The organism is Acidovorax sp. 99 (assembly GCF_003096455.1).
In the GTDB taxonomy this organism is placed as follows: domain Bacteria; phylum Pseudomonadota; class Gammaproteobacteria; order Burkholderiales; family Burkholderiaceae_C; genus Acidovorax; species Acidovorax delafieldii.
On record NZ_QEKU01000001.1, the window covers coordinates 4,916,781 to 4,937,387 of the forward strand.

The window sequence follows — 20,607 nt, forward strand, 5'->3', positions numbered from 1 at the left end:
AGGGTTTTTAGGCGCTGCCCCCAGGGCGTGTCCCCCTTCAATTCCCCCACGCGAAAGCCATCCAGGCCGTGCAGTGCCAGGCGCCCTGAGCGCCGTGTAGCTTGGCTACACAAGCGAAGGGCAACGACGCAATGTGCGGCTTGGCTGGCTTTCCCTTCGGGCTGGCGGCGCAATGCGGCGTCTGCTTTGTCGGGCATCCATCCGCATTGCACCGCCAGCGCGTGGGGGAATTGAAGGGGGACACGCCCTAGAATCAATCGCGCATGCCCCTGATCACGCTCATCCTTCTCCCCTTCATCGGCAGCCTGCTGGCAGCGGTTCTGCCCTCCAACGCCCGCAATACCGAGTCCACCCTGGCAGGACTCATCGCCCTGTTCTGCACCGTGCAGGCGGCGCTCTACTTCCCGCAGATTGCAGACGGCGGCGTGATCCGGCAAGAGCTGGCCTGGCTGCCCGCGCTGGGCCTGAACCTCGTCATCCGCATGGACGGCTTTGCCTGGATGTTCTGCATGCTGGTGCTGGGCGTGGGCAGCCTGGTGGTGCTGTATGCGCGCTACTACATGTCTGCGGCCGACCCGGTGCCGCGCTTCTTCTCGTTTTTTCTGGCCTTCATGGGTGCGATGGCAGGCGTGGTGCTGTCGGGCAACATCATCCAGATCGCGTTCTTCTGGGAGCTGACCAGCCTGTTTTCCTTCCTGCTGATCGGCTACTGGCACCACCGCAAGGATGCGCGGCGCGGCGCGCGCATGGCGCTCACCGTCACCGGCACGGGCGGCCTGGCCATGCTGGCGGGCATGCTGGTGCTGGGGCACATCGTTGGCAGCTACGACCTCGATCATGTGCTCGCCGCCGGCCAGCTCATCCAGAACCACGCGCTGTACACCACCGCGCTCGTCTTGATTCTGCTGGGCGCGCTCACCAAAAGCGCGCAGTTCCCGTTCCACTTCTGGCTGCCCCACGCCATGGCCGCGCCCACGCCTGTGTCGGCGTACCTGCACTCGGCCACCATGGTCAAGGCGGGCGTGTTTCTGCTGGCGCGCCTGTGGCCCGCGCTGGCGGGCACCGAGCAGTGGTTCTGGCTGGTGGGCGGCGCGGGCCTAGCCACCTTGCTGGTGGGCGGCTACGCGGCCATGTTTCAGAACGACCTCAAGGGGCTGCTGGCCTACTCGACCATCTCGCACCTGGGCCTCATCACCCTGCTGCTGGGCCTGAACAGCCCGCTGGCCGCCGTGGCGGCCGTTTTCCACATCATGAACCACGCCACCTTCAAGGCCTCGCTGTTCATGGCCGTGGGCATCGTGGACCATGAAAGCGGCACGCGGGACATCCGGCGCCTGTCGGGCCTGCGCACCATGATGCCGATCACCGCCACCCTGGCCATGGTGGCCAGCGCGGCCATGGCGGGCGTGCCGCTGCTCAATGGCTTCCTGTCCAAGGAAATGTTCTTTGCCGAGACGGTGTACGTGAACACCACGCCATTGCTCGAGTGGCTGCTGCCGGTGGCCGCCACGGTGGCCGGCATGTTCAGCGTGGCGTACTCGCTGCGCTTCACGGTGGATGTGTTCTTTGGCCCGCCCGCCACCGACCTGCCGCGCCCGCCCCATGAGCCGCCGCACTGGATGCGCGTTCCGGTCGAACTGCTGGTGCTGGCCTGCCTCGTGGTGGGCACGTTGCCCGCATGGTCGGTGGGGGCCTACCTGGCCGCTGCCGCACGGCCCGTGGTGGGAGGCGAGCTGCCCACCTACAGCCTGGCGGTCTGGCATGGGTTCAACACCCCCTTTGTGATGAGCCTGGTGGCTTTGGGCGGGGGCATCGCGCTCTACGCACTGCTGCGCTGGCAGCGCGAAAAGGGTGCCATCGATGCGCCACCCGTCATGCGCCGCATCAGCGGCCAGCGGGCCTTCGAGGCCACGCTGGCCGTGCTCAGCCTGATGGGCCGCAATGGCCGCCGCCTGCTGGGCACCGGTCGCCTGCAGTGGCAAATGCTGTGGCTGGTGTGCGCTGCGCTGGTGGCAGGCATCCTGCCCCTGTGGGCGCGGGGCTTGCCCATTGGCGACCGGGTGCAGCTGCCGCTGTCCCCCGCCTTTGCGCTGCTGTGGTTGCTGGGTGCCGTGTGCGCCGTGGCGGCAGCATGGCAGGCCAAGTACCACCGGCTGGCCGCCCTGACGCTGGTGGGTGGCTCCGGGCTGTGCGTGTGCCTGACCTTCCTGTGGTTCTCGGCGCCCGACCTGGCGCTCACGCAGATCGTGGTGGAGGTGGTCACCACCATCCTCATCCTGCTGGGCCTGCGCTGGCTGCCGCGGCGCGACGAGAGCCTGCGCGTGCCCACGCTGGCCGAAGAGCGCCGCACCCAGCTGCGCCGCTACCGCGACATGGCGCTGACGTTGGCCGCAGGGGGTGGCATGGCCCTGCTGTCGTTCGCGATGATGAGCCGCCCCTTCCCCGACAGCACCTCCACATTCTTCCTGGAGCGTGCGCTTACTGAAGGGGGCGGCACCAACGTGGTCAACGTCATGCTGGTGGACTTCCGGGGCTTTGACACCTTTGGCGAGATCGTGGTGCTCGGCATCGTGGCCCTCACGGTCTATGCGCTGCTGCGGCGCTTTCGGCCCGCGCGCGAGGTGATGGACCTGCCGCCCCAGCAGCGCGCACTGCCCGCCGATGTGGACACCGACCTCGCCAACCCACGCCAGACTGCCGACACCGCCGTGGGCTACCTGATGGTGCCCGCCGTGCTGGTGCGGCTGATGCTGCCGTTTGCCACGCTGGTCGCGGTCTACCTGTTCATGCGCGGCCACAACGAGCCCGGCGGCGGCTTTGTGGCGGGGCTGGTGTTCTCGGTGGCCCTGCTGCTGCAGTACATCGTCTCGGGCACCTCGTGGGTCGAGGCACATCTGCCGCTGTACCCGCGCCGCTGGATCGGTGTGGGCCTGCTCGCCGCACTGGCCACGGGCCTGGGTGCACTGGCCTGGGGCTATCCGTTTTTGACCAGCCACACGGCGCATTTTTCGCTGCCCGTGGTGGGTGAGATCCACGTGGCCAGCGCGCTGTTCTTCGACATCGGCGTGTTCACCCTGGTGGTGGGCTCCACCATGCTCATCCTCACCGGCATTGCCCACCAGTCGGTGCGCAGCCACCGCTACAACAACGCACGCGCGGCCGAAGAAGCCCAGGCCGCCGCCACACCGGGAGAAGGTCCATGGAACTGATACTGGCCCTGGCCATCGGCGTGCTCACCGGCTCCGGCGTGTGGCTGCTTCTGCGGCCCCGTACCTTCCAGGTCATCATGGGACTGTCGCTGCTGTCGTACGCGGTCAACCTCTTCATTTTCAGCATGGGCCGCCTGGGCCTCGCGATTGACAAGGAGCCCGTGCTGCAGCCCGGGGTGCCGCAAGACCTTGCCCACTATGCCGACCCCATGCCCCAGGCGCTCACCCTCACGGCCATCGTGATCGGCTTTGCCATGACCGCCCTCTTCCTGGTGGTGCTCCTGGCATCGCGCGGCATGGCCGGCACCGACCATGTGGACGGCACCCGCGCCAAAGATGCGCAAGAAATGCCATGACGGGAGGCACGAGCATCACCGCATCGATCACCGCGTGGCTCATGCCGCACCTGATCCTCGCGCCCATTGCGCTGCCCCTGCTCACGGCCGGGCTCATGCTGCTGCTGCGCGAGGAACGCCAGCGCACCAAGGTCACGCTCAACATCACATCGACCCTGGTCGGCCTGGTGGTGGCTGTGTTGCTGCTGGTGCAGGCCAAGGAGCCCAGCGTGCAGACCAGCCTGGGCGTGTACCTGCCGGGCAACTGGCCGGCGCCGTTCGGCATCGTGCTGGTCATCGACCGCCTGTCGGCCATGATGCTGGTGCTGACCAGCACAGTGGCGCTCGCCACGGTGCTGTTCTCGGCCGCGCGCTGGCACCGGGCGGGTGTGCACTTTCACCCGCTGTTCCAGTTCCAGCTCATGGGGCTGGCCGGTGCGTTCCTCACGGCCGACCTGTTCAACCTGTTTGTGTTCTTCGAGATCATGCTGGCGGCGTCCTACGGGCTGCTGCTGCACGGCTCGGGCCGCCCGCGCGTGTCGGCGGGGCTGCACTACATCGCCATCAACCTCGCCGCCTCTTCGCTGTTCCTCATCGGGGTGTCGATGCTCTACGGCATCACCGGCACGCTCAACATGGCCGACCTGGCCCAGAGCATTGCGGGTGTGGCCGTGGCAGACCGGGGGCTGCTGCATGCGGCCGCGGCCATTCTGGCGGTCGCGTTCCTCATCAAGGCCGCCGTGTGGCCGCTCAACTTCTGGCTGGTGCCTGCCTACAGCGCGGCCACGGCGCCCGTGGGTGCGCTTTTCGCGCTCATGACCAAGGTGGGCGTGTACAGCGTGCTGCGGCTGTGGACGCTGCTGTTTGGCGCCGAGGCCGGTGAATCCGCGCTGTTTGGCAGCCAGTGGCTCATTGGCGGTGGCATGCTGACCATGGCCTTTGGTGCCATTGGCATGCTGGGCTCGCAGCGGCTGGGGCACCTGGCCGGGTTCAGCGCCGTGCTGTCCTCGGGCACGCTGCTGGCCGCCGTGGGCTTTGGGCAAAACCTGCTCACGGGCGGGCTGCTGTACTACCTGCTCAGCTCTACCCTGGCCGTGAGTGCGCTGTTCCTGCTCACCGACCTGATCGACCGCTGGCGCAACAACGGTGCCAATCTGGCTCCGTATGAGCAGACCGACGACGCACCCTTTCTGTCGGCCGACCTGGTGCCCACCGAGGGCATGAACCTGGACGACAAGGAACAGGCGCTGATCGGCCAGGTCATCCCTGCCGCTGCGGCCTTTCTCGGCCTGGCGTTCATGGCCTGCACGCTGGTCATTGCGGGCCTGCCGCCCTTGCCCGGTTTTGTGGGCAAGTTCGCCATGATCCACGCACTGCTCAACCCTCTGGGGCTGGGCGCGGCCCAGGGCTTCCGCCTGGGCGCTGCGGGCTGGACGCTGGTGGCGCTGCTGGTGGGCTCGGGGCTGCTGGCACTGCTGGCGCTCACGCGCGCAGGCATTCGCCATTTCTGGTCGGCCCAGGGCCGGGCTTCACCGCAACTGCTGGTGCTGGAGGGACTGCCCATTGCCCTGCTGCTGCTGGCCTGCGTGGCGCTGGTGTGGCAAGCCGGTGCAGTGATGCGCTACACCCAGGCTACGGCCGATGCCCTGCATGCGCCCGGCACCTACGTGCGTGCGGTGATGACCGCGGCGCCCGTCGCACCTTCGCCTGCAGCAGCGCCTGAAACCCTGCCACCGGGGAGCAAGCCATGACCCAACCAGGCCCATCGACGGCATCCAACGCCCCAGCCGTTCCCCCGCGCCCCGGTCTGTTGCGGCGCCTGGTGCCCGCCCCGCTGCTCTCGCTGGCGTTGCTGGGCCTGTGGCTGCTGCTCAACCGCAGCCTGAGTGCAGGTCACCTGGTACTGGGCTCCGTGCTGGCACTGGCCATCCCGCTGCTGACAGCCGGGCTGCGCCCGCTGCCGGTGCGCATTCGCAAGCCAGGCACCGTCTTGCGCTTGGCACTCACGGTGGTGGCAGATACCACCCGGTCCAACCTGGCCGTGGCCCGCCTGCTGCTGGCGCCCGGCCGCAGGCGCCACCCAGCGGGCTTTGTGCACATCCCGCTGGACGTGCGGGACCCCAACGCACTGGCCGTGCTGGCGATGATCGTGTGCATCACGCCCGGTACCGCCTGGGCCGAGATTTCGCTGGACCGCAGCATGCTGCTGCTGCACGTGCTGGAGCTGGACGACCCCGCCACGGTAATCGCTGAGGTGAAGCAGCGCTACGAGGCCCCCTTGATGGAGATTTTTGAATGACCCCCGTGCTGGACTGGGCCCTGCCGGCCGCCCTGCTGATGCTCGCGCTGGCCATGGGCTGTGCGTTGATCCGACTGCTCAAGGGCCCGTCCGCGCAAGACCGTGTGCTGGCGCTGGACTGCATGTACCTGAGCGGCATGCTGGTGATGCTGGTGCTGGGGCTGCTCTACGGCAGCAAGAACTACTTCGAGGCCGCGCTGCTGCTGGCGCTGTTCAGCTTTGTCGGCTCCATGGCCATGGCCAAGTTTTTGCTGCGCGGCGAGGTGATCGAATGACCGAAGCCGCCACCACCGCCACCGCTGTTCTTCCGCTGTGGCTGGAAATCATCGTGGCCGTGCTGGTGCTGGCCGGTGCCGCGCTGGCCCTGCTGGGCTCCATCGGGTTGCTGCGGCTGCCCACGTTTTTTGAACGGGTACACGCCCCCTCCATCATCGCCACGCTGGGCTGCTGGCTGATCATGCACGGCACGGTGCTGTACTTCTCGGTGGCCGACAGCAGCCTGGCCCTCCATGCGCTGCTGATTGCCGTGTTCGTGGCGATCACGGTGCCCATCATGTCGATTTTTCTGATGCGTGCGGCGTTATTCCGCGCCCGCCAGGCTGGGCGTGATGTGCCACCCAGCCTGAGCCAGCCCAAGGTGGATGGCGGCACAGAAGCCAAAGACTCCTGATCAGAAACTCCTGATTTGATAGCTGCAGGCGCATATAAAACATGCGCCTGCAGCATTTTTGGCCCTTATTTCGTCCTTGGCGCACCAAACCCGCCGCCACCGGGGGTGTGAATCTCGAACACATCGCCCGGCGCCATCTCGGCCTGGCCGATGTGGTCCAGCAGCTCCACCCGGCCATCGCTGCGCACCACCTTGTTGATACCCATGGCCCCCGGCTGACCACCCGCCATGCCAAACGCGCCATGGTGGCGGCCGTTCGACAAGATGCTGGCCGTCATCGGCTCCAGAAAGCGCACACGGCGCACGCCGCCGTCGCCACCTTTCCACTGCCCGGCGCCGCCCGAGCCCTTGCGGATCTCGTAGCCCTCCAGCCGCACCGGAAAGCGGAACTCCAGCACCTCGGGGTCCGTCAGGCGCGAGTTGGTCATGTGGCACTGCACGACGCTGGTGCCGTCAAAACCGCCCGCCAGTTGCCCGTTGGCATCCCACACACCGCCCGCGCCGCTGCCGCCCGAGATGGTCTCGTAGTACTGGTAGCGCGTGCTGCCAAACGTGAAGTTGTTCATCGTGCACTGTCCCGCCGCCATCAGGCCCAAGGCGCCATACAGCGCGTTGGTGATGCAGGTGGACGTTTCCACATTGCCCGCCACCACCGAGGCTGGCGGGTTGGGGTTGAGCATGCTGCCGGGCGGGATGATGACGTTGAGCGGCTTGAGGCACCCCGCGTTCAGCGGAATGTCGTCATCCACCAGCGTGCGGAACACATACAGCACCGCCGCCATGCACACCGCCGTGGGCGCGTTGAAGTTGTTCGTCTGCTGCGGGCTGGTGCCGGTGAAGTCGATGGTGGCGCTGCGGCTTTGCGCATCCACCTTCACCGCCACGCTGATCTGCGCGCCGTTGTCCAGAGGCAGCGTGAACGCACCATCCTTGAGCCGTGTGATGACACGGCGCACGGACTCTTCGGCGTTGTCCTGCACATGACGCATATAGGCCTGCACCACGTCCAACCCAAACTCGGCCACCATGCGGCGCAGCTCCTGCTGGCCTTTCTCGTTGGCGGCGATCTGCGCGCGCAGGTCGGCCATGTTCTGCTGCGGGTTGCGGGATGGATATTCGCCGCTTTCCAGCAGCGCAATCATCTCGCGTTCCCGCAAGGTGCCGCGTTCCACCAGCTTCACGTTGTTGATCTGCACGCCCTCTTCTTCAATGCGCGTGGAGAACGGCGGCATGGAGCCCGGCGTGGTGCCGCCCACATCGGCGTGGTGGCCCCGGCTGCCCACATAGAACGTGGGCTCGGCCTCGTTGGCGATGTAGACCGGCGTGATGACCGTGATGTCCGGCAGGTGCGTGCCACCGTGGTACGGGTCGTTGAGCACGAACACATCGCCAGGCTGCATGCGACCCGCGTTCTCGCGGATCACCGTCTTGATGCTCTCGCCCATCGAGCCCAGGTGCACCGGCATATGCGGCGCGTTGGCGATGAGGTTGCCTGCGGTGTCAAACAGCGCGCAACTGAAGTCCAGCCGCTCCTTGATGTTCACCGAGTACGCCGTGTTCTGCAGCTGCAGCCCCATCTGTTCGGCAATGTTTATGAACAGGTTGTTGAACACTTCGAGCAGCACCGGGTCCACCGTGGTGCCCACGGCGTGCTGCACGGCACGGGCCACACGGCGGTTGAGCAGCAGGTGGTCCAGATCGGTCAGTGCTGCTTCCCAGCCGGGCTCCACGATGGTGGTGGCGTTCTTCTCGGCAATGATGGCCGGGCCGGGGATCACATCGCCGGGGCGCAGGTCCTCGCGCACCACCAGGGCGGCGTCGTGCCATGCAGGCACGCCATCGATGCCACCGGTGTACATGCGCACGGTGCTGCGGCGCGGCACCTCGCGCGCGGGCTGTAGCGTGTGGCGTGGCTCCACGGGCGCGTCGCCGGGCACCACGGCCTCGACCGACACAGCCTCCACCACCAGGCCCTTGCCCTGCATGAGGAATGCAAAACGCTGGCGGTAAGCGTTCTCGAACGCGGCGGTGATTTCGGTCAGCGAGCCAAACGGTACGATGAGTGCCGAGTCGCTGCCCTCGTAGCGCACATGCACGCGGCGGTGCACCACGGCAGTGCCCGCGCCCACCTGCTGGCGCTCCAGCTCGGTGCGCGCGGTGGTGGCGAGTTGGTCCAGCGTGGCCTCGATGCCTGCGAGCGCTTCGGGCGCGAGCTTGGTTTCCACCGCCTGTTCACGGATCACGTTCTGGTCCGCCAGGCCCATGCCGTAAGCACTGAGCACGCCCGCCAGCGGGTGCACAAACACGCGCGTCATGCCCAACGCATCGGCCACCAAACAGGCGTGCTGACCGCCCGCGCCGCCAAAGCACTGCAGCGTGTAGCGCGTCACGTCGTAGCCGCGCGCCACGCTGATCTTCTTGATCGCATTGGCCATTTGCTGCACGGCAATCTGAATGAAGCCGTGGGCCACATCCTCGGCCTTGCGTCCGGTCTGTGTGGCGAGGCCTTCAAACTTCTGTGCCACCGCATCGCCATCCAGCGCCTCGTTCGCAGCGTGGCCAAACACCTTGGGGAAGTGCGCGGGCTGGATCTTGCCCACCATCACGTTCGCATCGGTCACGGCCAGCGGGCCGCCCCGGCGGTAGCTGGCGGGGCCGGGGTTGGCGCCCGCGCTTTCGGGGCCGACGCGGAAGCGTGCGCCATCAAAGCCGAGGATGGAGCCGCCACCGGCCGCCACGGTGTGGATACTCATCATCGGGGCGCGCATGCGCACGCCCGCCACCTGGGTCTCGAATTCGCGCTCGAACTCGCCCGCGTAATGGCTCACGTCGGTGCTGGTGCCCCCCATGTCAAAGCCGATGACCTTGTGGTGGCCTGCCAAACCGGCGGTGCGGGCCATGCCGACGATGCCGCCTGCGGGGCCCGACAGGATCGCGTCCTTACCCTGGAACACCTGCGCATCCGTGAGGCCGCCCGACGACTGCATGAAGAACAACTTCACGCCCGGCATTTCGCTCGCCACCTGGTCCACATAGCGGCGCAGGATGGGCGACAGGTACGCATCCACCACCGTGGTGTCACCCCGGCTCACCAGCTTCATCATGGGGCTGGTGGCGTGCGAGGCGCTCACCTGCGTAAAGCCGATTTCGCGCGCAATGCGGGCGGCGGCTTCTTCATGGGCGGTGTAGCGGTAGCCGTGCATGAACACGATGGCCGCGCTGCGCAGGCCCGCGTCGTAGGCGGCCCACAGGCGTTCCTTCAAATGCGCTTCGTCCAGCGGCTCAATGACTTCGCCCTGCGCGCCCATGCGCTCCTGCGCCTCGACCACGCGCTCGTACAGCAGCTCGGGCAGCACGATGTGGCGGTCAAACAAACGGGGGCGGTTCTGGTACGCAATGCGCAGCGCGTCCTTGAAGCCCTTGGTGGTGATGAGCAGCGTGGGCTCGCCCTTGCGCTCCAGCAGCGCGTTGGTGGCCACGGTAGTGCCCATCTTCACGCACTCCACCAGCGCGGGCGTCACCGGCTCGCCCAGCTGCAAGCCCAGCAGGTGGCGGATGCCGGCCACCGCCGCGTCCTTGTACTGCTCGGGGTTCTCGGACAGCAGCTTGTGCGTGACCAAGGTGCCGTCCGGGCGCTTTCCCACCACGTCGGTGAAGGTGCCGCCCCGGTCGATCCAGAACTGCCAGCGGGACAAAGGAGAAACTTGTTGGGACATGATGATGCTATCTAATCAATAGCTGCCAGCGCATTGAATACCTGCGCTACAGCTGCATTTCATTCAAAAAACCAGAAACCAGGGGCAGGTTGTCATAGCGACGCTGCGGAGCGCGCTGCCTGGTCATACATGCCCGAGAGCACACGCAGCAAACGGGCCAGTTCGCCGATGTCGCGGTTGAGCGCGTCATCGGCATTCAATGCATCGATGAGGCAGCTCTCGCGGATCTCGCGGTAGCGCTGCACATAGGCGCGGCCGGTGTCGGTGGCGGCGTAGGTGACTTCCTTGCCGTTCTTCTGCGAGGCGACCACGCCCAGGGTCTGCAGCTTTTTGAGCGAGTAGTTCACCAGGTGCGTGTCTTCCACGTTCATGATGAAGCAGATGTCGGCCAGTCGCTTGTCGCGCGCGCGATGCGTGACATGGTGCAGCACCACCACGTCGAGCGGCGTCAGGTCCTTGAGACCCGCCGCCGCCATGCAGTGCACCACCCAGCGGTGGAAAGCGTTGCCCGCCACGATGAGGCCGAACTCGAACTCGCTCATCTCTGCACTCTGCGCCGACACCAGATGCGCCGAAGACACGATGGGACCGGAGTCGGTTTTGGCCTTGGGCTTGGCGTCAGATTTCATGGCTGGTTCAGGCCTGCGGGTTCTGTCATTGGCACGGGATATGCATGGGGCATTGTAGGCAAGTCGATGGTAATTTGTTGGCAATTTGTCAGCGTTTAGGCAAAACACCTATCGCAATCGGATCGGCTTCCGATACAGTGATTTGTTACATCCAATCTTGTACATACAACCCTGCGGAGCAATATCCATGAAGCGTCGAATCTTCCCCGTGACCGCACTCGCCCTGACCCTGGCTGCGGGCCTGTCTGCCACCTCGGCATTCGCCCAGACCAAGTGGGACCTGGCCGCCGCCTACCCCGCCACCAACTTCCACACCGAGAACATGGTGCAGCTGGCCAGCGATGTGGACAAGGCCACGGGCGGCAAGCTCAAGATCACGGTGCATGCCAACGCCGCGCTGTTCAAGGCCCCTGAAATCAAGCGCGCTGTGCAAGGCGGCCAGGCGCAGATGGGCGAGATCCTGCTGGCCAACTTCCAGAACGAATGGCAGCTGTTTGGCGTGGATGGCCTGCCCTTCCTGGCCGATAGCTACGACGCCTCCAAGAAGCTCTACGCCGCCCAAAAGCCCTTCCTGGAAAAGAAGCTGGCTGAGCAGGGAATGATGCTGCTGTACGCCGTGGCCTGGCCTCCACAAGGCATCTACACCAAGAAGCCGCTGGCCTCTGCCGCCGACCTCAAGGGCATCAAGTGGCGCGCCTACAGCCCTGCCACCGCCCGCATTGCCGAGCTGGTCGGCGCCCAGCCCGTGACGGTGCAGGCCGCAGAGTTCTCGCAGGCGCTGGCCACGGGCGTGGTCGAATCGACGATGACCTCGGGCGCCACCGGTGTGGACAGCAAGCTGTACGAACACCTCAAGTTCTACTACGACACCCAGGCCTGGCTGCCCAAGAACGCCGTGCTGGTGAACAAGAAGGCGTTTGACGCCCTCGACAAGCCCAGCCAGGACGCGCTGCTGAAGGCCGGAGCCGACGCCGAAGCACGCGGCTGGGCCAACAGTGCCAAGGTCAACACCGACACCGTCGCCAAGCTCAAGGCCAATGGCATGGATGTGGTGGCCCCACCGGCCGCCCTGAAGGCCGACATGGCCAAGGTGGGCGACACCATGCTCAAGGAATGGCTGGACAAGGCCGGCCCCGAAGGCAAGGCGCTCATCGACGCCTACCGCAAGTAAGCCCAGGCGCCCACGCACATGCGTCGTCTGCTGGACTTTCTGTACGACAGCGCCGCCGCCCTGGCGGCGCTTTTCATGGTCGGCTTGTTGGGGATGGTGCTGCTGTCCATCGCCAGCCGCCAGTTCCACTTCCACGTGCCGGGCACGGATGCCTATGCGGGCTATCTGATGGCCGCATCGGGCTTTCTGGCGCTCGCCCACACCTTGAAGCGCGGCGAGCACATCCGCGTCACACTGCTGCTCAACTTTCTGAAGGGCGGCGCCAAGAAGGCGTTCGAGATCTGGGCTTTGGCCATTGCCACCCTGCTGGCCGTACTGTTCGCGGTGTACAGCTGCAAGCTGGCCTGGCAGTCGCACGAGTTCCACGACATCTCCACCAGCAGCGACGCCACGCCTCTGTGGATTCCGCAGATCGCCATGGCCTTGGGCACGGTGATTCTGGCGATCGCGTTCCTGGACGAGCTGGTGCTGGAGATGATGGGCAAGCGTGTGGATGCCTCCTCTGGCGAAGCATTGCGCAATGAATAAACCCGGCACGACCTACCATGAGTGACCTCGCCATAACCGGCCTGCTCGTACTGTCGCTGTTCCTGATTCTGGGCAGCGGCGTATGGATCGGGCTCACCCTCTCCGGCGTCGCCTGGATCGCCATGCAGCTGTTCTCCGCCCGCCCGGCGGGCGATGCGATGGCCGTGACCATCTGGGGCAGCGCCTCCAGCTGGACCCTCACCGCCCTGCCCCTGTTCATCTGGATGGGCGAAATCCTGTTCCGCACCCGTTTGTCGCAAGACATGTTCAAGGGCCTGGCCCCGTGGGTGCAGGCGCTGCCGGGCCGGCTGCTGCACACCAACGTGGTGGGCTGCACCATCTTTGCCGCTGTGTCGGGGTCCAGCGCTGCCACCTGCGCCACCATCGGCAAGATGACGCTGCCCGAGCTGACGCGCCGCGGCTATCCCGAGCACATGGTGGTGGGCACGCTGGCGGGCGCGAGCACGCTGGGTCTGTTGATCCCGCCGTCCATCATCATGATCGTGTACGGCGTGTCGGCCGAGGTGTCGATCTCGCAGCTGTTCATTGCGGGTGTGCTGCCGGGCATCTTGCTGGCGGCACTTTTCTCGGGCTACATCATGCTGTGGGCGCTCCGCCATCCCGAGCAGGTGCCTGCCGCCGACGTGAGCATGAGCTTCATGCAAAAGCTGTCGGAATCGCGCAGCCTGATCCCCGTGGTGCTGCTGATTGCAGCCGTGCTGGGCTCCATCTACACCGGCTTTGCCACCGCCACCGAGGCAGCGGCCGTGGGCGTGGTGGGCTCGCTGGTGCTGTCGGCCGTTCAGGGCTCGATGACCTGGGGCACGTTCAAGGACTCGCTGATGGGCGCCACGCGCCTGTACTGCATGATCGCGCTGATCCTCGCGGGTGCTGCCTTCCTCACGCTGGCCATGGGCTACATCGGCCTGCCGCGCCACCTGGCGGAGTGGATCGCGTCGCTGGGCTTGAACCAGGCGCAGCTCATCGTGGCGCTGGCGGTTTTCTACATCATCCTGGGCTGCTTTCTCGACGGTATCTCGATGGTGGTGCTGACCATGGGAGTGCTCATGCCCACGGTGCAGGCGGCTGGCATCGACACCATCTGGTTCGGCATCTTCATCGTGCTGGTGGTCGAGATGGCGCAGATCACGCCGCCTGTGGGCTTCAACCTGTTTGTGCTGCAGGGCATGACGGGGCGCCAGCTGCCCTGGATTGCCAAGGTGGCCATGCCCATGTTCTTCCTGATGTGTGGCGCTGTGGCGTTGATCTATGTCTTCCCCGGCATCGTGACCTGGTTGCCACAGCAGATGTCGGCGCGCTGAACACACCTGCCACCAGCAGGCACCGCCAAGCGGGGCGCCCCCACCGGGGACGCCCCGCTTGGCGTTTTGGGGGCTGGAGAGCCGCCCGTCCGACGCCTCAAAATACAGCGACAATGGCCCGATGTTGAACGTTCTTGCCATCTGCATCGGCGCCTGTGTGGGCGCGCTGGCGCGCTGGCGCCTGAGCCTGTGGCTCAGCCCCGGCGGGCTGATTCCTTGGGGCACACTTGCCGCCAATCTGGTGGGCGGCTACCTCATTGGCGTGTGTGTGGCCGTGTTCCACGCCATGCCCCAGCTGGACCCCGTGTGGCGGCTGGCACTCGTCACCGGGTTTCTGGGCGCACTCACCACCTTCTCCAGCTTCTCGGCCGAAGTCGTTGAGATGCTGATGGTGCAGCGCTACGCCCTGGCACTGGGCACCACCGCACTGCATCTGTTGGGCTCCCTGGGCCTTACGGTACTTGGCATGCAAAGTGCTTCGTATTTCATAGCATCTCGCGCTTGATATTCCGGCACTAGCACGTCATTTCGTCATCAATCCACGCCACACTGCATGGGCCCTCACCTGCTGCTGCCGGTGCTGTCCCGCTCTTCTCTGTTCACCTATCGATACGCGAGCCCCTCATGGAAGCCAACACCCAACTCAACGAACGCCGCCTGGCCGATGCCTGGGCCGAGCTGCACAACCACGCCCACAACGGCAACCCCCTGCAGGCCGATGCCAACCGCATGGCCTTTGCCGACCCCGAATTCATGTTCCGCCGTGAAACGCGCGGCATCCGCTTTCAGCTCGAAATGCTCAAGCCCGACCTGGGTCAGGCCGAACAAGGCATTGAAAGCACCGTGGTGGTGTACGGCAGTGCGCGCTTTGTGGCGCCCGACGAAGCCGCAGCCCAGCTGACCGACGCCGAAGCCAGTGGCGATGCCGAGCGCGTGCGCCGCGCGCGCCTGGCCGTGCGCAACGCGGGCTATTACGACCTGGCCCGCCAGTTCGCCAAGCTGGTGGCCGACTACAGCGAGCGCCAGCGCCCTGCCGACCGCATCTACATCTGCACCGGCGGCGGCCCCGGCATCATGGAGGCCGCCAACCGGGGCGCCCACGATGCCGGCGCACTGAACGTGGGCCTGAACATCGCCCTGCCCCACGAGCAAAGCGGCAACCGATTCATCTCGCCCTCGCTGTCCTTCAAGTTCCACTACTTCGCGCTGCGCAAGATGCATTTCATGATGCGTGCGAAGGCGCTGGTGGCCTTCCCTGGCGGCTTTGGCACGCTGGACGAGCTGTTCGAAGTGCTGACCCTGGTTCAGACCAAAAAGGCCAAGCCTGTACCCATCGTGCTGTTCGGCACCGACTACTGGAAGCGCCTCATCAACTTCGACGTACTGGTGGAAGAAGGCACCATCTCTGCGCAGGACCTCAACCTGTTTCACTACACCGATGACCCTCAGGAGGCCTGGGACCTGATCCGGGCGTTTTACAAGCTCTGAAAGTTAACCCTCCACCGACGCACGCGCGTGTCGGTGGAGTGTTGAGGCCTCTTTCTGCTACCTGATGACAGGCGGTGGCGGCGGAGGTGGCGGGCGCAGGATGATGGGTAGGACGGGGATGAACACGATAGGCGGCCGCACTGTCGGCGGCGGTGGCGCCGTCGTCGCAGGCGGCGGTGCCGTTGTCACCGGCGGTGCCGTAGGCCGCGTGGGTGGCGGTGGCGTAGTCGGTGTCGGGGCGGGCGGCGCTGGAGTACCCGGCTGTGGTGTACCCGTGGGAGGTGGTGGGGGCACGGGCACGGGCGCTGGGGGCGGCGCGGTCTCTGGCGGCGGTGGAACGGGCACAGGGACCGGCGCCGGAACGATGTAGACAAAGGCGCGGCGCCCCTGCACATCCAGCTGGTCGCCCGCCAGCAAGGGTGTCTGAACCTGGGGCACCGGCAACAACGCACGGGTATGGGTATAGACAGGCAAGTCCTGGTCTGAGACCACCAGCACGGCCTCGCCCGCCGTCACACCCACACAACCCGCCTGGGTGCAGACCTCGATCTCGTCCTGCTCCCCTGAGACGAACACCTGGCCGTTGGCATCGATGGCCAGTAAGAAAGCGGAACCCCGGATGCCCACCACCGCCGTCGGTGTGACCACCTTGTAGTTGGCGGGATTGCGTTTGCCGATGAGCCCCGTGAGGGCGCGCATCCCCCCCCGCAGCAGGTTCACCACAAAGTGGTCTTCGCCCGCTCCTGCACCGTCGGCATATCGGGTGACGGTGAATTGCGAGTCTGGGTACAAGGCCACCAGCCCCCCGTCGGAGAACCGTATCTGTGCCCTTCCTTCGGTGCCGGTGAGCACCACATCTCCACCATCGAGTTCGGCACCTTTGGACAGGCGGGACAAGGTCTCGCCCCGCCGCAGCTGCACGTCTCCAGCCGCGAACTGCACCAGCCCCGCAGCGGCCAGCCCGGTCAGGGGCCAGACTGCCACCATGCCCATCAGCAGCGCCAGCCGCGCGTATTTTTGGTCTGACGTCATAGACAACTCCCAGGTGCGTCGGCACAGGACCAGCCATGTAACAGCATTCAGAACTCCCGGCGCACGGTGATGGAGAACACCCGGCGCTCATAGTCGGTGATGGGCAGTGTGGATGCGTTGCGCGTGAACGACCATTGCGGCGTGACCCGCCACCCCGGCGATGGAGTCCAGTTCAGCCCCAGAGCCACCTGGGCCTGCCGGTCGGTACGGGTGACCGCAAAAAACGGGTCCTGCCCGCCGTAGCGCCGGTGTTCCCAGTCCGCACTGGCAAACACCGACCACTGAGGCGCCAGGGGCCACTGCCCCCCCGCCCTCAGGCCCCACAGCCGGTGGCCCAGCGCGTCGGCGCCGCTGGCCTGCGCGCGCTCCTGACCACCGTATACGCCACCGTAGGCCGACGAACCGTTTCGGAACAAATGGGAATACGACGTGCCCACCACGCTGCGGCGCACATTGCGCAGCGCCTGGTCGGGGTAACGCACATCGAGCACCTGCACAAAGCTGCCCCACTGGCGAAAACCGTCTATGCGGTAAATCCATTCGCCCAGCACACCGCCCATGGTCCGCAGCCGCGTGCCGTCCAGCGCGTAGTAAGACCCTTGGCCAGACACAATCAGTTCATGGCGCTCTGCCCGCCAGGCCAGCCCCAGGGTGCCATCCAGTGCCGTGTGGTCAAACCGGTCTGCGCCGCCCCCATAGTGCCGGGCAGCCCCGACGGCTGTGCCCACCACCGACCAGCGCGCGTTGAGCACTGCCCGCCCCCGCAGCCCCGCTTGCGCCACCACATAGTTGCCGGAGGTTGCCAGCGCCTCAGGCAGCAGCGCCCACGCCGGGGTGCCGGGCACAGGCGACTGCAGGTCGCCCACCACAGGCGCTGCGTTGGCATTGGAGTCGTGGCCGACGCCCAGCTCCACATAGCCCTTGAGCGAAGAGCGTCCTCCGGCATCGAGCCGATCGTAGGAATACAAAAACTGATCGAGCGTGTGCCCGGCATCCACCGGAATCAGTGCGGCCTGCACGGGTGCAGGCAAAGCCATCACGCCCCGGCGGTCGCCCACAGCCTGCAAGGATTGCCCGAGCGCCACCTGGGCCTCCATGTTGCCGGGTTGTGCAGCCAGCCAACGCTCGCGCGCCATGATGGCCCGCGTGTACTGCCCGGCGGCATGCGCAGCATCGCCCATGGCGGCGTCGAACGCCGGGTCGCCCGCCCGCTGGGCCTCCTGGGCATCCAGCAAGCGGAACGCCTGAAGTGCCTGGCCTTGTTGCACCAGCGCCAGCGCTTGCTGTACCAGCTCATCAGCCCGCGCCGCGCATGACAAACCACCGCCCCAGGCCAGAACCGCGCACCATGGCAGCACGCGCCGTGACCAAATTCGCAGGTACATGAACGCCCCCTCTCGAAACCCGCTGCCGGGTGGAGGCAATTTACACCTGTTTACCCTTTTTGGGGGACTCAGGAGGGTGGTTTTCACCCATGCGCCACGCTGTGCGTGCACCCGTGCCCACGGCGCAGCCGACCACCCAGAACAGCCCTCCCACGCCAATCACGGCCCCGGCCGATCCAAACAGCATGGGCATGAGCACGCTGGATGCATTGATGGCCATGAGCCGCAGGCCCAGTGCCTCGCCGTGGCGCGCTGGCGGCGTGATCTGGTGCAGCAGGCTCATCACCATGGGCTGCACTGAGCCCAGCGCAAACCCGAGCAGCACCGAACAAACGCCCATGGCCAGCGCGCTGTGCAGCAGCGGGTACACACCAAACAGCACGGCGGTTGCCACCATGGCCCCCGCCACCACCACCCGCTCGCGCAGCCGCTCGGCCACGATGGGCATGAGCACGCGGATGACGGCAGCGGCAATCGCAAACGCCCCCAGGATGGAGCCGATGACGGACGCCGACAGGCCCCGCTCGTGCCCCAGCAGCGGGACCACGAAGGTGTGCACGTCCCAGCACGAGGACAAGATCCAGTTGACCAGCAGCAGGCGGCGAAACGGAGGTTCGTTCATCAGGTCCCACGCGCGCTGCGGGGGGCCGCCCGCGGCGGCAATAACGGGCGGCAGCTCGACCGTGTCTCGCACCCAGAACCAGGTGAGCAGGGGCAACACCGCCATCAGGGCAAAGGCGGCGCGATAGCCCTCGGTACTGCCCGCAGCACTGCCCGCGTTGTCGATCATGAGCCCCGCGCAGAACGGCCCGATGAAATTGGACACCGCAGGCCCGATGGCCAGCCAGCTGAACACCTGCTTGAGTTGCGTGGCGTCGTGCGCAGCGCGCCCCACGTGGCGCTGCAGTGCAATGGTGGCGGCCCCGGTGGCGCCACCGGTCATCAACGCAGCCACACACAACACCGGAAAGACGGGAAACACCAGCGCCAGCGCAGCCCCTGCCGATGCAAGGGCCACCGCGTAGCCCACGGGGCGCTTCAAGCCGTGCCGGTCCGCATAGCGCCCTGCGGGCAAGGCCAGAAAAACCTGCGTGAGTGCGAACAACGCCAGCAACACCCCCACGGCTGCTGCACTGTGGCCTTCGCGCAGCGCCAGCAGTGGCGCCGCCAGTCGCATGCCCGCCATGCAGGCGTGCACGCAGATCTGCCCCGCAATCAGGCGCGCCAGGGCCCAGTTCACGGCAGGTCGTCCTCGGAATCCAAACCAGGCAATGCCGATGGACTGGCCCCTGCCAGCGGCACGGCTGTGTCGGGCGCAGGCAGGTCCTGCACATCCCGCAGCTTGCGCTGGATGGCACGGGTGCGCACACCTACCTCGTCAAACTTCTTGGCGGCGGCGTCAATGGACTTTTTGGTGGCCTCGACCACGTCGCCAAACTTGGCGAACTCGGTCTTGACCATGCCCAAGAGGCTCCACACCTCGGACGAGCGCTTTTCAATCGCCAGTGTCTTGAAGCCCATTTGCAGGCTGTTGAGCATGGCGGCCAGGTTGGCCGGGCCGGTGATCATCACGCGGCACTCGTTCTGCACGGATTCGACCAGGCCGGGGCGGCGCATCACCTCGGCAAACAGGCCCTCGGTGGGCAGGTAGAGCACGGCGAAGTCGGTGGTGTGTGGGGGCGACACATACTTGGCAAAGATTTTCTTGGCCTCCAGCTTGATCGACGTCTCGAACGCATTGCCTGCAGACAGGATGGCTGCCTTGTCGACCGCGTCCTGCGCGTCCAGCAGGCGCTGGTACTGCTCCACGGGGTACTTGGAGTCGATGGGCAGCCACACCGGGTGCTCGTCGCTCTTGCCAGGCAGGCGGATCGCAAACTCCACCAGCTCGTCGCTGCCCGGCACCGTCTTGACGTTGCGCGCGAACTGGTCGGGCGTGAGCACGTTGTCGATGATGGCGCCCAGCTGCATTTCGCCCCAGGTGCCGCGCGACTTCACGTTGGTCATCACGCGCTTCAAGTCGCCCACGCTGCCCGCCAGGGTCTGCATTTCACCCAGGCCCTTGTGCACTTGTTCGAGCCGGTCGCTCACCAGCTTGAACGACTCGCCCAGGCGCTGCTCCAGCGTGGCGTGCAGCTTTTCGTCCACCGTGCGGCGCATTTCTTCAAGCTTGGTGGCGTTGTCGGCCTGGATGGCGGCCAGCCGCTCGTTGAGCGCGGTGCGCAGTTGCTCGGCGTTGTGCTGGCTGCCCTGCACCAGCCCGGTGAGCTGCTGCGACACGGCGTCTTGCAGCACCGCAAACTGGTTCTTGATCTGAAAGCCGTTGGCTTCGAGCTGGTCCTTGAGCGCTTGCGACATCACTCCCAGCTGCGACTGGGTATCGCCCTTGAGCGAATCGAGCGTGAGGCGTGTGGCCGCATCCAGGGCCGTGAGGCGCTGCTCCAGCCGCGCCTCGAATACGCCAAAGGCAGCCAACAGCTCGGCGCGGCCGTTGCGGGATTCGGCCACGGCCTGGGCCAGGCGTTCGTCCACGGCTTGGCGCAGTGTTTCCAGCGTGGACTGTGTGGTCTGGGTAAAGCCACGCAGCTGCTGGCCCATGCCGTCCAGCGCGCCGTCATTCTTGGCCACCGCAATCTGCGTCGCCTGTGTGGTTTGCTCCAGCGACTGCAGGCGTGCCAGCCACTCGGGCGGCAGGTCCACGCGGGGACGGCGCAACAAGAGCACCACCAGAAGGACCAGCGCCAGTGCCAGCGCCGCCAAGAGAACAAGTGTGTCAGTGGCCAAGATTTACTATATTTTTGATAGCTATCAGCGCATGATTGA

At 66.1% G+C, this 20,607-nt stretch carries 17 protein-coding genes; 11 read left to right on the forward strand and 6 right to left on the reverse strand.

The window, feature by feature from the left end; genetic code table 11:
• Positions 1-263: 263 nt before the first annotated feature.
• The 6 genes from C8C95_RS22580 to mnhG are packed head-to-tail and all read left to right on the forward strand — an operon-like array spanning position 264 to position 6,513.
• Positions 264-3,209 carry a monovalent cation/H+ antiporter subunit A gene (locus tag C8C95_RS22580; protein ID WP_116750056.1) on the forward strand — a complete coding sequence of 982 codons (2,946 nt, stop codon included), beginning with the start codon at positions 264-266 and terminating at the stop codon, positions 3,207-3,209.
• Positions 3,200-3,565, forward strand: a complete 366-nt coding sequence (locus tag C8C95_RS22585; RefSeq protein ID WP_108625301.1) for a Na+/H+ antiporter subunit C — start codon at positions 3,200-3,202, stop codon at positions 3,563-3,565. Before C8C95_RS22580 ends, C8C95_RS22585 begins: the two co-directional genes overlap by 10 nt.
• Complete coding sequence (locus C8C95_RS22590) at positions 3,562-5,295, forward strand: monovalent cation/H+ antiporter subunit D (RefSeq protein WP_116750057.1); 1,734 nt, start codon at positions 3,562-3,564, stop codon at positions 5,293-5,295. The genes C8C95_RS22585 and C8C95_RS22590 overlap by 4 nt, the downstream gene beginning before the upstream one ends.
• Before the next feature lie 56 nt (positions 5,296-5,351).
• Positions 5,352-5,843 carry a Na+/H+ antiporter subunit E gene (locus tag C8C95_RS22595; protein ID WP_110961973.1) on the forward strand — a complete coding sequence of 164 codons (492 nt, stop codon included), beginning with the start codon at positions 5,352-5,354 and terminating at the stop codon, positions 5,841-5,843.
• On the forward strand, positions 5,840-6,118 hold the full coding sequence (locus C8C95_RS22600; protein WP_056063664.1) for a K+/H+ antiporter subunit F: 279 nt from the start codon (positions 5,840-5,842) through the stop codon (positions 6,116-6,118). Before C8C95_RS22595 ends, C8C95_RS22600 begins: the two co-directional genes overlap by 4 nt.
• Complete coding sequence (mnhG, locus tag C8C95_RS22605) at positions 6,115-6,513, forward strand: monovalent cation/H(+) antiporter subunit G (protein ID WP_116750058.1); 399 nt, start codon at positions 6,115-6,117, stop codon at positions 6,511-6,513. The genes C8C95_RS22600 and mnhG overlap by 4 nt, the downstream gene beginning before the upstream one ends.
• 65 nt (positions 6,514-6,578) lie before the next feature.
• Here mnhG and C8C95_RS22610 read toward each other — a convergent pair whose 3' ends face one another.
• On the reverse strand, positions 6,579-10,229 hold the full coding sequence (locus C8C95_RS22610) for a hydantoinase B/oxoprolinase family protein (RefSeq protein ID WP_116750059.1): 3,651 nt from the start codon (positions 10,227-10,229) through the stop codon (positions 6,579-6,581).
• A gap of 92 nt (positions 10,230-10,321) precedes the next feature.
• Positions 10,322-10,858: a winged helix DNA-binding protein gene (locus C8C95_RS22615; protein ID WP_056063673.1), complete on the reverse strand. Its 537-nt coding sequence runs from the start codon at positions 10,856-10,858 to the stop codon at positions 10,322-10,324.
• 187 nt (positions 10,859-11,045) lie between these two features.
• On the opposite strand from C8C95_RS22615, the gene C8C95_RS22620 reads away from it, so the two are divergent.
• The 5 genes from C8C95_RS22620 to C8C95_RS22640 all read left to right on the forward strand — a co-directional run bounded on the left by C8C95_RS22620 (position 11,046) and on the right by C8C95_RS22640 (position 15,367).
• Positions 11,046-12,029, forward strand: a complete 984-nt coding sequence (locus C8C95_RS22620; RefSeq protein ID WP_056746370.1) for a TRAP transporter substrate-binding protein — start codon at positions 11,046-11,048, stop codon at positions 12,027-12,029.
• Between the two features lie 18 nt (positions 12,030-12,047).
• Positions 12,048-12,557, forward strand: a complete 510-nt coding sequence (locus C8C95_RS22625) for a TRAP transporter small permease (protein WP_056746372.1) — start codon at positions 12,048-12,050, stop codon at positions 12,555-12,557.
• A gap of 17 nt (positions 12,558-12,574) precedes the next feature.
• Positions 12,575-13,879 carry a TRAP transporter large permease subunit gene (locus C8C95_RS22630; protein WP_116750060.1) on the forward strand — a complete coding sequence of 435 codons (1,305 nt, stop codon included), beginning with the start codon at positions 12,575-12,577 and terminating at the stop codon, positions 13,877-13,879.
• Between the two features lie 121 nt (positions 13,880-14,000).
• Positions 14,001-14,384, forward strand: a complete 384-nt coding sequence (gene crcB / locus C8C95_RS22635) for a fluoride efflux transporter CrcB (protein ID WP_116750061.1) — start codon at positions 14,001-14,003, stop codon at positions 14,382-14,384.
• A gap of 119 nt (positions 14,385-14,503) precedes the next feature.
• Positions 14,504-15,367: a TIGR00730 family Rossman fold protein gene (locus tag C8C95_RS22640; RefSeq protein WP_116750062.1), complete on the forward strand. Its 864-nt coding sequence runs from the start codon at positions 14,504-14,506 to the stop codon at positions 15,365-15,367.
• Positions 15,368-15,424: 57 nt separating this feature from the next.
• Here the strand turns inward: C8C95_RS22640 and C8C95_RS22645 are convergent, their stop codons facing one another.
• From C8C95_RS22645 to rmuC, 4 genes are read right to left on the reverse strand one after another with little or no spacing between them, the layout of a single operon-like run.
• Positions 15,425-16,399, reverse strand: coding sequence for a FecR family protein (locus C8C95_RS22645; RefSeq protein WP_116750063.1), 975 nt, complete (start codon positions 16,397-16,399; stop codon positions 15,425-15,427).
• Positions 16,400-16,446: 47 nt separating this feature from the next.
• On the reverse strand, positions 16,447-17,784 hold the full coding sequence (locus C8C95_RS22650; RefSeq protein WP_116750064.1) for a surface lipoprotein assembly modifier: 1,338 nt from the start codon (positions 17,782-17,784) through the stop codon (positions 16,447-16,449).
• Positions 17,785-17,824: 40 nt separating this feature from the next.
• Complete coding sequence (locus C8C95_RS22655; protein ID WP_116750065.1) at positions 17,825-19,024, reverse strand: MFS transporter; 1,200 nt, start codon at positions 19,022-19,024, stop codon at positions 17,825-17,827.
• Entirely contained in the window at positions 19,021-20,568 is a 1,548-nt protein-coding gene (gene rmuC / locus C8C95_RS22660; RefSeq protein ID WP_116750066.1) for a DNA recombination protein RmuC, read from the reverse strand. Before rmuC ends, C8C95_RS22655 begins: the two co-directional genes overlap by 4 nt.
• Positions 20,569-20,607 lie beyond the last annotated feature (39 nt).